This window comes from Nocardia flavorosea NBRC 108225, from assembly GCF_001613385.1.
Taxonomy (GTDB): Bacteria; Actinomycetota; Actinomycetes; order Mycobacteriales; family Mycobacteriaceae; genus Nocardia; species Nocardia flavorosea.
The window spans coordinates 203,410-217,609 of record NZ_BDCG01000008.1 but is presented as its reverse complement, the minus strand read 5'-3'; the positions used below and the strand labels follow the sequence as shown (position 1 = coordinate 217,609).

The 14,200-nt window shown below is 67.0% G+C and carries 11 protein-coding genes and 1 pseudogene; 6 read left to right on the top strand and 6 right to left on the bottom strand.

Annotation, left to right across the window (positions count from 1 at the left end; translation table 11 throughout):
* Positions 1-226: 226 nt before the first annotated feature.
* Positions 227-1,618, top strand: a complete 1,392-nt coding sequence (locus NFL01S_RS09140) for a lipase family protein (RefSeq protein WP_063915893.1) — start codon at positions 227-229, stop codon at positions 1,616-1,618.
* Positions 1,619-1,628: 10 nt separating this feature from the next.
* Here NFL01S_RS09140 and NFL01S_RS09135 read toward each other — a convergent pair whose 3' ends face one another.
* Entirely contained in the window at positions 1,629-2,381 is a 753-nt protein-coding gene (locus tag NFL01S_RS09135) for an alpha/beta fold hydrolase (RefSeq protein WP_062973410.1), read from the bottom strand.
* Positions 2,382-2,827: 446 nt separating this feature from the next.
* Between NFL01S_RS09135 and NFL01S_RS09130 the strand changes: the two genes are divergently transcribed.
* Together NFL01S_RS09130 and NFL01S_RS09125 are read left to right on the top strand one after the other, a co-directional pair.
* A complete protein-coding gene (locus NFL01S_RS09130) occupies positions 2,828-4,045 on the top strand; it encodes an acyltransferase family protein (RefSeq protein WP_063915901.1) in 1,218 nt (405 codons plus the stop codon).
* Positions 4,046-4,062: 17 nt separating this feature from the next.
* The gene (locus NFL01S_RS09125) at positions 4,063-4,677 is read left to right on the top strand and encodes a TetR/AcrR family transcriptional regulator (protein ID WP_062973405.1); all 615 of its coding nucleotides are present in this window, start codon (positions 4,063-4,065) and stop codon (positions 4,675-4,677) included.
* 39 nt (positions 4,678-4,716) lie between these two features.
* On the opposite strand, the gene NFL01S_RS09120 is transcribed toward NFL01S_RS09125, so the two are convergent.
* Positions 4,717-5,466: a helix-turn-helix domain-containing protein gene (locus NFL01S_RS09120; protein WP_062973403.1), complete on the bottom strand. Its 750-nt coding sequence runs from the start codon at positions 5,464-5,466 to the stop codon at positions 4,717-4,719.
* Between the two features lie 84 nt (positions 5,467-5,550).
* On the opposite strand from NFL01S_RS09120, the gene NFL01S_RS09115 reads away from it, so the two are divergent.
* Entirely contained in the window at positions 5,551-6,438 is an 888-nt protein-coding gene (locus NFL01S_RS09115; RefSeq protein ID WP_062973783.1) for an NAD(P)H-binding protein, read from the top strand.
* A 117-nt stretch (positions 6,439-6,555) separates the two neighbouring features.
* Here NFL01S_RS09115 and NFL01S_RS09110 read toward each other — a convergent pair whose 3' ends face one another.
* Positions 6,556-6,777 carry a hypothetical protein gene (locus NFL01S_RS09110; protein ID WP_062973402.1) on the bottom strand — a complete coding sequence of 74 codons (222 nt, stop codon included), beginning with the start codon at positions 6,775-6,777 and terminating at the stop codon, positions 6,556-6,558.
* 217 nt (positions 6,778-6,994) lie between these two features.
* On the opposite strand from NFL01S_RS09110, the pseudogene NFL01S_RS09105 reads away from it, so the two are divergent.
* Positions 6,995-9,076 (top strand): annotated as a pseudogene (locus NFL01S_RS09105) (thioredoxin domain-containing protein).
* Between the two features lie 562 nt (positions 9,077-9,638).
* On the opposite strand, the gene NFL01S_RS09100 reads toward NFL01S_RS09105, so the two are convergent.
* Together NFL01S_RS09100 and trhA are read right to left on the bottom strand one after the other, a co-directional pair.
* Complete coding sequence (locus NFL01S_RS09100) at positions 9,639-11,165, bottom strand: adenylate/guanylate cyclase domain-containing protein (protein ID WP_062973399.1); 1,527 nt, start codon at positions 11,163-11,165, stop codon at positions 9,639-9,641.
* 130 nt (positions 11,166-11,295) lie between these two features.
* Positions 11,296-11,964 (bottom strand): PAQR family membrane homeostasis protein TrhA, encoded by a 669-nt coding sequence (gene trhA, locus NFL01S_RS09095; RefSeq protein WP_342217331.1) that lies wholly within the window; start codon positions 11,962-11,964, stop codon positions 11,296-11,298.
* 357 nt (positions 11,965-12,321) lie between these two features.
* On the opposite strand from trhA, the gene NFL01S_RS09090 reads away from it, so the two are divergent.
* Entirely contained in the window at positions 12,322-13,101 is a 780-nt protein-coding gene (locus NFL01S_RS09090) for an isoprenyl transferase (protein ID WP_033243396.1), read from the top strand.
* Between the two features lie 8 nt (positions 13,102-13,109).
* Here the strand turns inward: NFL01S_RS09090 and coaA are convergent, their stop codons facing one another.
* Positions 13,110-14,042 (bottom strand): type I pantothenate kinase, encoded by a 933-nt coding sequence (coaA, locus tag NFL01S_RS09085; protein WP_062973397.1) that lies wholly within the window; start codon positions 14,040-14,042, stop codon positions 13,110-13,112.
* Between the last annotated feature and the right edge of the window lie 158 nt (positions 14,043-14,200).

The window sequence follows — 14,200 nt, the reverse complement described above, 5'->3', positions numbered from 1 at the left end:
GGCGGCCCGCAATCCGGGGCACGAGATCGGTGCAATCTCACAGTGAATCATCCGTGCGGCCTGTGGTTTTCGCCACGGTGCCGACCGGACCAAGATCAGTAGAATAGCTGCGCTGCTCGAAACGCACATGCGTCACAGCGTTCGGCGACGAGTCGGCATCGATCAACAAGGCTGCCCGAAAGGCCTGTTGTCGCGGACCTGTTCACCGATCGCAGAAGGATGTGCAATGAACAATCGACATGCGCGGCTCTCTCGCGGACGGTCGTTACGCATGCTGATGATCACGAGCACGATCGGTTGCCTGCTGCTGACCGGACAGCATTATGCCGCTGCCGAGCCGGCGGCACCGTCGGAGCTGCAGGAACAGATCGATGAGGTGATACCCGCACCGCCCATACCGCCGGCCGCCGCGCCGCCGCACGCCGATATGTCCCCCGAACTCGCAGCGCTGTGGCGCGCGGTGCAGTCCTCGCCGACCGGTGATTCGCTCTTCGATACATGGCCGGAGGGGTTGGGTGATTCGCGACCCGGCGCTATCCTCGAGCAGCGCGATGTGACCGCCACGGCAGGCGAGGTGATCGGCGCGCCCGTCGGCCGCGCACAGTTGCTGAAATACCGTTCGACCTCCGCGAACGGCGAACCCTCCTATGGCACGGCAACACTGGTGACCCCGCCCACCGCATGGACGGGCCCCGGCACCCGGCCTGTCCTGGTCGACGCCCGGCCGATCAACTCTCTGGGCAAGCGTTGTACACCCGGTTACGTGCTGGCACACGGCCTGCTCAGCGGCGGTAACGTGAGTGGAAGCAGCGCCACCGACGCGTTCCCGCCCACCGCCGCCACGGCCCTGAGCCGCGGCTACGCGGTCCTGATCCCCGATCACGAGGGACCCTGGATGGCCTATGCGGAACCCAATGTCGCCGGACAGGTCATCCTCGACGGGATCCGCGCCGTCCGGTCGCTACCGGGTGCCGAATTCGCCGACAGCCGTGTCGCCGTCGGCGGATACTCCGGCGGCGGGATCGCCTCCTACGCCACGGCCATGCTGCTCGACGACTACGCGCCTGACCTGACCGATGTCGTCGTCGGTGTGAGCACCGGCGGGCTCGTCACCGACAACCGCGATATCGCCGACCGATTCAACGGCAATTTCGCGTCCGGGGTTCTGCTGGTCGTCGTGCTCGCGATGGCCCGTGAACATCCCGAAATTCTCGGGCATCTGAACAACCTGGCGCAGTGGGCGGCGACCTCTCCCATCAAGAACGCCTGCGGGGAAGTCGCGGGCCCGATGGGCGTTGTCGGCATTCCCATCGATGTGGCCGCGAACATCGCCAACCCGCTCGACAGCGAGACCGCCGAAGAGATCTTCGCGCGCACCGACCTGAGCGACCACAAGTCCGGGGCGCCGCTGTACATCTATCACGCGGCGCACGACCTGTGGATCCCCATCGAAGGAGCTCGGGAACTCTACCGGCAGCAATGCGCGCTCGGCGTTCCCTCGGTGTTCCGCAGCGAACCCGGTGAGCATGTGACCGGCCTCGGCACCGGCTTCCCCGGTTCCTTCGCCTGGCTCGATGCCCGGCTACGCGGCGAACCGGCCCCCGACGAATGCGGGTAACGACCGGTTCTCAACGTCCGAGGACGGCCTCGACCGCTTCGACGATGGCAGTGGGTTGTTCGATCGGAATCCGGTGACCGGCGTGCTCGGCGACCGATATTTGCCCGTACGGTGATTGCCCGGCCAGGGCCCGGTGATCGGCGTCGAGGTGTGCCAGCTGTGCCGCCGGCATCCTGGGGCGTTTACCGGCGGTGACGACGCGTAGCGGGACCGCGGGAAAGTTCCCGTGCCGACGTGCTTGCGCTACTTCGTGTACGGCGTTCTGCATACCGTCCAGTGTCGTCGCCAAGTTGCGCAGTGACCGCGCATTCTTCCCGGTGAACGGTGCGCTGAGCCGCAACAGCAGCGGTGCGAGCGCGAAAGATGCCTTTCGGGCGAGGGGCGAGCCCGGTGGCTCCCGGGTCGCGGTTGGGTCCACGAAGACCAGGCCCGCAACGTTCCCTGGATGACGCAGGGCATACATTTGCGTGACGAGCCCGCCGTAGGACCACCCCACGAATACCGCGGGTAGTTCGGCATCGAGGCCGACAGCGAGCCGGTGCAGATCTTCGGCCATCTCCGTGACCGTGCGTGCCTGCGTTCCGGTCGATCCGCCGACCCCGGCGCGGTCGTAGGTGACGACGGTCGCCCGTGCGGCCAGCGCGACCTCGAGTTCCTCGCCCCAGCCCTCGACGCCTTCGCCGGCGCCGCCGCATTCCAGGATCACCGTCGGGCCGCTGCCGCGGATCCTCGCGCGCAACAGGTGATGTCCCGTATCGATCATTCTCGGTGTTGCGATTTTCGTGGGTTCCCTATCCGCCATGAAGTCAACTTAAGTTGACGACAGCGGATTGTCAATCTGAATTGACCACCGCTGGCCGGCGCCGGAGGTCGGCGGCCGTGGGCGAGTTGCCGGGCTGCGAGGAATCGCGTCGGCCGGTAGGTCATCGGCTGCGCGCGTGATCCAGGCTGCCCTGGTCTCCGGCTGCCCGGCATTCGGTGAGAGGTTCAACCCCGCGTCCGGCGGCCTCTGTCTCCGTCGCGCGCATCGTCATTCTTCGCCCTCGTGCAAGGTGTGCGGCCGGTGTGGTTGCGGACTCTGAATCGCGACCCCATGTCGTCGGCCGTGGGTTCAGTGGCGGCAGGGGGTTGGCCGCGGAACGAGGGCTGCCGTATCCCTGCTCCTGTCCAGATGGACAGGAGCAGGGAGGCGCCCTAGTGTTCCTGTCCATGCGGACAGGAACAGTGCCGGTGCCCGAGGTCGGCGCACCCCCGGAACGGCTGCACTACCTCGACTCGATCCGGATCGCCCTATCGGTGCTGGTCATCCTGCATCACGCGGCCCAGCCCTACGGTCCGGCGGACTGGTGGTATGTCGAGAGCCTGCCGAAAGCGCAGTGGATCGAGGATTGCGCCGTGCTCAATGCGCCGTTCAAGATGAGCCTCTTCTTCCTCATCGCCGCCTATGTCCTGCCGTCCGCGGTGGACCGGCGCAGACACCGCCCATTTCTCCGGACGAGGCTTACGAAACTCGGTGGACCGATCGTGATCGGCTTCTTCCTGGTGATCCCGGTGCTCATGTACGCCTACTACCTCGAGTTCCGGCCCTACGGGCATATCGGATTCGGCGACTACTACTGGAACGTCTACCTCGGAAACGGCGAGGAGCCCAGGAACTGGAGCGGGCCGATATGGCCGGACCGGCAGTTCGGGCACCTCTGGTTCATCCAGCACCTGCTGGTGTATTCGCTCGCCTACCTCGTTTGGCGGATGGCAGCCGAAGCGGTCCGGTCACGACGCAACCTCCCCCGGGTGCCGGAGTCTCGCGCGGTGCCCGAGCACGCGGGCGGGCTCGCCGTATTCGCTTTCGCGGCCGTGGTGGCCATCGGTACGGCGCTGCTGCGAATCCGCTATCCCGTCGATCAGTGGGTGCCGGTCGCCGAGATCATCCAGACGGAACCGGCGGATCTCGCTCAGCACATCCCCTTTGTGATAGCCGGAGTTCTGGCCTACCGGCGCGGTTGGCTGACAACGCTGTCCGCCCGCGTGGCCTACTCCTGGTTCGCGGCGGCCGTAGCGCTCACGGTCCTGTATCTCGTATTCCGCGACGAACTCACGGGTTATTTCGCGTGGGGCGGTACGGATATGGGCCAGTTCGCATGGTCCGGCTACGAGACCGTGCTCTGCGTGGGCTACGCACTCGGCCTGCTCGTCTTCTTCCGTGATCGGGTCCGTGGAACCAGTGATCTGCGGCGCTCCGCCGCACAGGCCACATTCGCGATCTACCTCCTGCATCTGCCGATCGTCGTCGGCCTGCAATATCTGGTGCGGGACTGGCCACTCGAGGCAACCGGGCGGTTCCTGGTCGTGGGCACGCTGGGCTGCGTCCTCAGCGTGGCCACCGCGCTCGTGCTGCGTAGGACGCCGATGGTGCGTGCCGTCCTCTGATCGCTAGTCTCGGCCTCGTGACCGGGACCGAACCCAGACCGAATCGCGGCGAGGCGCGCGCGGCGCTCCTGGCTGCAGGTCGTCGGCTCTTCGCCGAACAGGGGTATGCCGCGACCACGACCCGGCAGATCGCGGCCGAGGCGAATGTCTCGCACGCACTGTTGCGCTATCACTTCGGGTCCAAAACAGGTTTGCGCGACGCCGTGGACGCGGAACTCCTCGGCTCGTTCGGACGTGCGCTCGCCGATGCCCGGGAGGAAGGTGCCGAGCGCGGCAGTCTGGCAGAGGCCGGCCGTGCGGCAGCCCTGGTATTCGGCGCCGACAAGGAACGACGCCGCTACCTCAGGCGTGTTCTGCTCGACGGTGACCAGCGCGCGGCCGAACTGCTGAGACGGCTGGCCGACGGCGCCGAACGGGAAGTGGAACGGCTCCTCGCGCATCCCGGTGATATATCTCCCGACGATCGGCGCTGGGCCGCCTTGCAGACGCTGTTCCTGATCCTCGGCCCATTACTGCTGGAACCGGCCCTTGCACAGATATGGGGCGAGGATCTGTTCGCGCCCGCGGTACTGGCCGAACGCAGCGCCGCGAATCAGCGCCTACTCCGGCGCGGGCTGCTGGACGGCCACTGACGGGAGCGTCGTGCTCGCCGTGCCCGGTGCGGATCCACGCTATCGGGTCGTGCTTCGGCATACCCGGGGCGGCGGGAACCTGCCGGCTGCGTAGGCGCCGGGTGGGACACCCATCACGCGCCGGAACTCGGTGGTCATATGAGCTTGGTCGTAGTATCCGGCTGCCCCGGCCAGTCGCGCCAGGCCACCGTCCCGGACCAGATCGGCGACCCGGCGTACCCGTAGCAGGCGGGCGAACAGCTTGGGCGGTACACCGATCTCGGTGGTGAATACGGTGCGCAGATGTCGTTCACTGATACCGAGGCCCCGGGAAAGTACCGCCATGTTCGCGTGGCCACCGGCTTGCGCGAGCGCATGGTGGGCGTGGTCGAGCAGTTCCCGATGCCGGGCGAAGTCGCCGTCGAGTCCATCGGCCAGCGCATCGTGCAGACGCAGAGTCACGGCCGGCGGATCTGCCTGCATCGCGCCGAGCTCTCGGGCGAGTTCGGCGCCCCGTGTTCCCCACAGCTCTGTCAGCGGCACCACGCGATCCACCAGATCGGCCGCCGACCGCCCGCCCAGCAGTGGCCGGAGGCCGCCCGGGCGAATACGGGCCACCGCGCACGGCGGCACGTCCGGCTCGGTGCGATCGTAGACAGCGGCTGTTCGTGGACCGAGCACGACGATATCGGCGCGGCCCCCGGCGATCCGGCGGACCATGACAGTCGCGGCCACCTCCGGCGGGTGGATATGGATCCCACTCCCGTCGGCCCGCAGAGTCGCGACATCGATATACCGGGCGCTGCTCACATGACCACGGTAATTGTCTTTTTTGCCGCCGGCACCGCCGAAACTTCCAATACACGGAGTGGGTCGGCACAGCACAGTGGCGTCATGATTCTTGTCACCGGAGCCACGGGAACCGTCGGCCGCCCTTTGCTCGAACTGCTCAGTGCTCGTGGTGAGCCGGTCCGGGCCATGGTCCGCAACCCGGCGGTGGCGGTTGTTCCACCGCCCGTGGAGGTGGTGCGCGGCGATTTCGACGCGTCCGCTTCCCTGCCCGGCGCCTTGGCCGGGGTCTCGGCGGCCTTTCTGCTGACGGCACCATCCACACCCAACGGCGACCACGATGCCGCCTTCGTCGCCGCGGCGCGCCAGGCCGGTGTCGAGCGGATCGTGAAGTTGTCGGCCATCGGAACCGGTGCGGTAACCCCGGAAGGAGAAGTGATCGGAAGTCAGCATGCCGACGGCGAACGCGTGCTACGCGAAGGTGGCGTGGAATGGACCATATTGCGCCCCAGCGTATTCGCGTCCAATACGCTGTCGTGGGCGGACGCGATCCGGCACGGCCGGCCCGTCGCCAACCTCACCGGAGCGGGCAGACAGGGCGTGATTCATCCACGCGATATCGCGTCGGTGGCCGCGACGGCCCTGACCGCCGACGGTCATACCGGCCGGGTCTACACATTGACCGGTCCCGAGTCGTTGTCGGTACCGGAGCAGGTGACGATTCTCGGCGAGGTACTCGGCCGCCCCGTGACCTACACCGATATCGATCCCCGCACGATCCGTGCGCAACTCGCCGGTTCCGGTATGACGGACGCTGCCGTCCGAATCATGGTGAACGGACTGTCCTATGCCCGGTCGGGACGCAACGACACGGTCACCTCCGATGTGTACGCGGTCACCGGCCGGTCACCGATGACCTACCGGTCCTGGGCGGAAGAACACCGGACCTGGTTCGGGACGCAGGCCCGCGGCTCGGATGCGGTTCGCTGGTAGATCTTCGACAACCGAGTATCGGTCGCAGCCGGTGCCGATTGTGAGCTCGGGTGTGAAATCACTACGGCCGCTGTCGATTCGGTCGGTACGAATCCGAACGCCGGCTGTGGACCCGGTTCAGCCGAGCAGAATAGCAGAGTAGTGCGGCTCGATTCCGACGGCCTCCGGCGACAGCCATACCAGCTCATCCGGCAGTTCCCATCGCCGAAACAGCCGCGGCTTCGCCCCCAGCGTCTCCAGCGCCGCAGCGGGATCGAGCCCCCGAATCACGTGCACACTGTGATGCGGATCCTCGTTCGCCAGCCCGCTGATCCACAGCGGCGTTCCTTCATCATCCAAGGAATCCGGCGAAACCCCGGCAAGGCCATGCCGACCTCGTCTCTGAACCACGAGCAGAACATTTCACTCTCTCCGAATGCCGGGGCCGCCGATGCTGTCGAAGCTTCAGTGCCGCACGGTCGGTCGTAAAATATCCATCCCCGTCCCGTCGAACGGGAGAGTGGCTGGGTTGGCGGCTGGGGCGATTCGGCCGGCCGGGTGTGGCAGGCTGGGATGTATGAACCGATTAGGTGGTGCCACGTCGCCCTACCTGCGCCAGCACGCGGACAACCCCGTGCACTGGCAGGAGTGGGGAGAGGAGGCGATGGCAGAAGCAACCAGGCGGGACGTACCCATTCTTCTTTCAGTGGGATACGCATCCTGCCATTGGTAGCTTCGGCCAACCGATCACTGGTGCCATGTGATGGCGCACGAATCGTTCGAGGACGAGGCGACGGCGGCGCAGATGAACGACGAATTCGTCTGCATCAAGGTCGATCGGGAGGAACGCCCGGATATCGACGCCGTGTACATGAACGCCACCGTCGCCATGACCGGCCAGGGTGGCTGGCCGATGACCTGTTTCCTCACCCCGGCGGGCGAACCGTTCTACTGCGGGACGTACTACCCGAAGGTGCCGCGCGGCGGGATGCCGTCGTTCACGCAACTGCTCACCGCGATCACCGATACCTGGCGGAACCGGCGCGCCGATGTGGATACCGCGGCCGATCAGGTTGCCGATGCGCTGCGCGCGCAGGCCGGTGGGCTGCCCGAGAGCGAACTCCGGATAACTCCGCAGCTGCTGGACCATGCCGTGTCGGCGGTGGTCCGCGATTTCGACGAGGTCCACGGTGGTTTCGGGGGCGCCCCGAAATTCCCGCCCGCCGCGCTTCTCGAGGGTTTGCTGCGCAGTTGGGAGCGCACCGGCAATCCCGAGGTACGCGCGGTGGTGGACCGTACCGCCGAGGCGATGGCCCGCGGCGGTATCTACGACCAGTTACGCGGCGGTTTCGCCCGCTATTCGGTGGACGCCGCGTGGGTGGTCCCGCATTTCGAGAAAATGCTCTACGACAATGCGCAACTGCTGCGGTTCTACGCGCATCTGGCCCGGCGTACACCGGACGATCCCTTGCCTCACCGGATCACCGAGGAACTGGTCGGGTTCCTTCTCGACGATCTGGCCACCGCGAACGGTTTCGCCTCCGCGCTGGACGCCGATACGCAGGTGGAACCGGGTGCGCCCGGGATGGAGGGCGCCACCTATGTATGGAATCCCGCCGAACTGGTCGGCGAACTCGGCCCGATCGACGGGGCCTGGGCGGGCGAGATCTTCGGGGTCACCACGGGCGGCAACTTCGAACAGGGCAGTTCCGTGCTCACCCGTGTCCGCGACCCCGAAGACATCGAGCGATTCGAACGTATCCGCACCGCTCTGCGCGCCGCCCGCGGCCGTCGCCCGCAACCCGAGCGGGACGACAAGATGGTCACCGCCTGGAACTGTATGGCGATCACCGCGTTGTGCGAGGCCGCCCGCGCACTGGACCGGCGCGACTGGTTCGATGCCGCCGACGAGCTGTCCCGGGTGATCCTCGACATCCACGTGGCCGGCGACCGGGTGCTGCGGGCCTCGCTGGACGGAGTCGCCGGGAGTTCGGCGGGCGTACTCGAGGACTACGCCTGGCTGGCGACCGCACTGCTGGCGCTGCACCAATACTCCGGGTCGGCCGGGTGGCTGCCCGATATCCAGCGGATCCTGGATTCGGCGATCACCCATTTCGCCGACCCGGACGAACCCGGCAGCTGGTTCGATACCGCCGACGACGCGGAAACGCTTATCGCCCGCCCCCGCGACCCCATCGACGGCGCCACCCCGGCGGGGGCGTCCGTGCTCGCCGAAGCTCTGCTGACAGCGTCCGCTGTGGTGGAACCCGAGCACGCCGGCCGCTACCGCGAACTGGCCGAGCAGACGTTGACACGTGGCGCGGTGGTACTCGCCAAGGCGCCGCGTTCGGCCGGACAGTGGCTGACGGTGGCCGAGGCCGCGCTCCAGGGCCCGCTGCAGATCGCGATATCCACGACCGGCTATGTGCCGGCGGGTGATGTGGAACTGCTGGAGGTCGCCCGTGCGCACGCCCCCGGCGGTGCGATCATCGTGCGGGCGCCCGCGGATACCGTCCCGCTGCTCGCCGGCCGCCCCGCCATCGAGGGCACCGCCGCGGCGTATGTGTGCCGCGGTACGGTCTGCGATCTGCCGGTGACGACACCGGATGATCTGCGTGCCGCTCTTACCGGGGAAGCAGGTCGAACTGTGCCCGAGTAGCCGGTGACCCCGCTCCACGGCGCCGTACCGGTCTGCGCCGTGAAGGCTTGGCGGCCGCGTTCCGTACGCCCACGCGCACCGGTGCGTTCGTCATCGCCGGTGACTGCGCGGTTGTCGGCCGGGCGCCGAGGGGCGGGCCCGTACTCGCTCCGCATTAGGCCGGCGAGACCTTTCTGCGGAACCGCCGGGCGCCTCCGGTCGACGGCTCCGAATAGGTGGGGCGGCCCGCCGAGAAATCCCTGCGTACGGGGCCGTCGGGTGCGCGGTGCAATGAGTTCTGCCGGGCACGCTGGGCGCCGCCGGGCCGCTGCTTCAGCGCTCAGATCATGCCGTTAACGGTTGTTTCACTCCGGTACAGGCCGGCGCGCCTACCACCCGAGGGCTCCGATTGTGGGCATCGCCGAATTCCTGGCTGCCCGGCGGGCTGTGCTCGATGCGGCTCTCGCGGCTGGATGGGCGAGCCAGGGCCGTCACGCTTCGGGCACCTCGGCAGCCGGATTTGTGCGGATGTACGCCGGAGCGAGGGCGGTGGAGGACGAGAAGCCGCCGCGACTGCCGATTCTTACGGTGTCGGCCCGGGTTCGCGGTCGGTCCACGCGGAGGTGGGTTCGGTGATGCCGCGAAGTGCCACGGCACCGTGTTTCACCCACTTCTCCCGCTCGTCCGCCGTGGCGGCGTCGACAACGCTCTGCGATACCAGGATGCGCCGCGGCACCTCCTTGGCGCGGGTGGTGAGCCGGGCGGCCGCGTTCACCGCGTCGCCGATCACGGTGTATTCGCGCCGGGTGTCGGTGCCGAGGTCGCCGGCGAACACCCGGCCCCGGGCGACCCCGATACCGATATCCAGCTCCCCGGCCGCCGCGATCTCGTCCCGGATCCGGCGGGCCGCGCGCAGCGCAGGGGTCGCGTTGTCCGCCAGGGCGATCGGTGCGCCGAATATGCACAGCGCCGCATCGCCTTCGAACTTGTTGACCAGTCCGTCGTTCTCCTCGGTGGCTGCGACCACGGTCGCCATCAACCGGTTGAGTTTGGCGACGAATTCCTGCGGCGGCAGTCCGGTGGAAATCGCCACCGATCCGGTGACGTCCACGAACAGCGCCGTCACTTCCCGCACATCGCCGGTCAGGTCGACCCCGCCGGCCAGTGCGCGTTCGGCGACCTCTTCGCCGACATGCCGGTCGAACACATCGCGCAGTCGCAGCCGTTCCCGCAGATTCGCCGACATCTCGTTGACCGAATGTTCCAGCCGCCCGATCTCGCTGGCACTGCCCACCGCCACCCGCACGTCCAGGTCACCCCGGGTGATGCGGTCCACCGCGATTCGCAGGGCGCGGAGCGGGGTGGCGACGGCCCGGGCCAGCGCCCAGGTGGCGCCCACGCCGACCGCCAGGCTGATCGCCGCGAGATAGATACCGGTGCGGATCCGGTGGTCCTGAGTGGAGGACGGATCCGCCAGCACGACGATCAATGCGCTCAGCGGCATCGCGCCGGATACCGCCCAGGCCAGCGCGACACGGACGAAAACCGAGGAACTCCAGTGCATGGTCGCGCCGAGGACACCCGCGACGATGGGCACCACCGGTCGGATGACCCGGTCGACGACGAGGTAGGTCAGACCGGCCGATTCGAGCCCACCGATGGTGAACATGGCGAGCAGGACGACGAAATCGTTCTCCTCGGTGAGCCGGGCCAGCAGCGCCGCCGAGATCACCACTCCGGGTGTCCACATGGCGATCGCCCGCAGCGATACCGCGATGGGGAGGCGGAGGAGGCGCCGCGCCTCGTTCGGTGTGGGTTTGCGCGATTGGTCGAGCCAGCCGAAATAGGCCATCCGGTCGCGGATGGCCAAACCGATCCCCGCCAGGATCGCCAAGGCCGGGTAGACGGTGACGGCGGCCAGCCCGCCCAACTGGCCGGTATCCACGCGGCTCGGGAATCCGATGAGCCATAGCTGGGTGACGATCACGGCGAGACCGGCGAAATGTGCGGCGATGACCATCAGCGACAGACCCCCGCGGGCGCGGACGCTCCACAGCATCAGCCGGGAGATCGTGCCGGGCCGGCGCCGGACCGTACTGCCGTCGCTCATCGCCGGACTACCCGCGGCGGCCGCGGTCGGCGGAGCGGCCGGTATCGAAGGACACGAATCAGCAGCCTAATCGACACTGCCGGGCATATTCCCACTATCGGCCTGCGATCACGCGCAGGGCCGTGGCCGGTCAATCCAGCAACACCAGCCATATCGCTATGTAGTGGCACAGCGCAGCGAACACGGTGGCAGCGTGGAAGAACTCATGGTGGCCGAAGGTGGTGGGCCACGGATTCGGCCATTTGGTCGCGTAGAGCACCGCGCCGATGCTGTAGGCGAGCCCGCCGGCAACCAGCAGCAGCACCGCCGCCGGCCCGACGGACCGGTAGAGTTCCCCGCCCACCGGTACAACGGCCCAGCCGAGCAGTAGATACAGGGGTACTCCGACCCAGGGCGGGGCGTGTGGCCAGAGCATCTTCAGTGCGACCCCGGCCAGCGCCCCCGACCACACCACCGCCAGCAATATCCGGCCCGTGGAGGTGGGCAGGCCGAGCAGAGCGAACGGGGTATAGGTGCCCGCGATGAAAAGGAAGATCATCGAATGATCGGCGCGTTTCATCCGGACCCGGGCCCGCACGGTGGTCCAGGTGATCCGGTGGTAGGTGGCACTTATTCCGAACAGTGCGCAGATGGTGAGTCCGTAGACGGCGGTCGCGACGACGGCAGTAGTCGAAACGGTCGTGGCGGCGGCGACCAGCCCGATCACCGCGATGGCGGCGATTCCGGTGGCCCAGGTGTGGATCCAGCCGCGCATCCGGGGTTTGACAAGCGCGACCAGGGATTCGGCGGGGTTGGGCACCGGATCGTCGTCGGGGTTTCGTGTGTTGTCGAAGCTGTCGATGTCGTGGGAGTGCCGCAGCGTGTTGTCGGGGTCTTCCGGCGGCTCGCCGGTGCCGGATCTCGGGTCTGCCGGGTCGGACACGGAACCTCCTGGATCGGCGGGGACGGTCACGGCGTCGGTCCCGGCTGTTGTGGCGGCCCTGAGGGTTCCTCGTCGAACCGCCGGACAGCCCTTGACTTGCCGGTAACCTACGGCAGCGTAGGTTGCTTCGTTTGTCACTGTACCGGCTTCGCCGGGAACACGGGCGACTGTGGCCCACCCCACGTTCGGCGGCGAATGCGGATGAAACCCGGAAAAGGCGTACTGTAGGTCGTCGTGGAATTTCCGAGTCGGCTGCGGGGCTTTCCCTATCGCATCTACGAGGCCCGTCTGGCCAAGAAGCTTGCAGATAAACAGCATCCGCGCCACGTCGCCGTGGTGTGTGACGGCAATCGCCGCTGGGCCCGGGAGAACGGGTTCACCGATATCACCCATGGGCACCGGGTCGGTGCACTCAAGGTCGCCGAACTGGTCAGCTGGTGCCAAGCCGAGGGAATCGAGCTGGTCACCGTCTATCTGCTGTCCACCGAAAACCTGCACCGCGGTCAGGAAGAACTGGAAACCCTGTTCGAAGTCATCACCGACGTGGTCGAGGAACTCGCCGCCCCCGAGCAGAACTGGCGAGTGCGGATCGTCGGTACCCTCGACGGGCTCCCCGATCTGGTCGCCAAGCGAATGCGCACCGCGACCGAACGTACCCGCGAACGCACCGGCACCCACGTCAACGTCGCCATCGGCTACGGCGGCCGCCAGGAAATCGCCGACGCGGTCCGCCAGCTGGTCCGGCAGGAGATCGCTGCAGGGGAGACCGGTGAAGACCTGGTCCAGTCGATCACGGTCAACGCCATCGGCCAGCACCTCTACACTTCCGGCCAGCCCGACCCGGACCTGGTGATCCGCACTTCGGGCGAACAGCGGCTCTCCGGCTTCCTGCTCTGGCAGAGCGCCTACTCCGAAATCTGGTTCACCGAGGTCTATTGGCCCGAATTCCGGCGCGTCGACTTCCTGCGCGCCCTCCGCGACTACGCGGCTCGCCACCGCCGCTACGGAACCTGAAGGACGCGCTAGAGCTTTCGTAGGCGGAGGCGGTTGATGCTGTGGTCGGAATCCTTACGCAGGACCAGGGTTGCGCGGGGACGGGTGGGCAGGATGTTGTCCACCAGGTTCGGGCGGTTGGTGGAATTCCAGATATCCGTGGCGGCTGCGGTCGCCTCGGAATCGGTGAGTCTCGCGTAATGGTGGAAATGGGCCCGAGGATCGGCGAATCCGGTGGCGCGCAGGCTCAGGAATCGGCGCACATACCAGTTCTCGATATCTTCGATCCGGGCGTCCACGTAGATCGAGAAATCGAACAGATCCGAAACCATGAGGCGTGGACCGGTTTGCAGGACGTTCAGGCCCTCGACGATCAGGATGTCGGGCTGGCGGACACAATGGAATTCGCCGGGAACGATATCGTAGGAAATATGTGAATACACCGGTGCGCATACCTCTTCGGCGCCCGATTTCACCTCGGTGACGAAACGCAGCAGTTTGCGCCGGTCGTAACTTTCCGGGAAGCCCTTGCGGTGCATGATGCCACGGCGGGTGAGTTCGGCCGTGGGATAGAGGAATCCGTCGGTGGTCACGAGATCGACCCGCGGATGGTGGTCCCAGCGGGCCAGCAGTGCCTGCAGAACACGAGCGGTGGTGGATTTACCGACGGCGACACTGCCGGCGACTCCGATCACGAACGGCACCTGTTTATCGGGATGCTTTTCGCCGAGGAAGGTCGCAGTCGCGGCGAACAGCCGTTGTTTCGCGGCAACCTGCAGGTGGATGAGTCGCGCGAGCGGCAGATAGACCTCCGCGACCTCTTCGAGGTCGATTTGCTCGCCCAGGCCGCGCAGCCCGATCAATTCTTCTTCGGTGAGTACCAGCGGAGTCGATTTGCGCAGTTCGCGCCACTGCTTCCGGTCGAATTCGACATAGGGACTGGGCTCGCTCGCCTTGGCCATCTACTCAGCGCTCCACTCTGCCGGACACTCGTTGTCCCGGTGCCGTACCTGTGAGATGCCGTGCTCTCGGTGACCTCTGGTGCGGTCGGTCCGGTGCTCTGGCTGTGCCCTCATGGCTGAATTCTGCCCCTCGGGTACGAGTGGGCCGACGAGGGGGT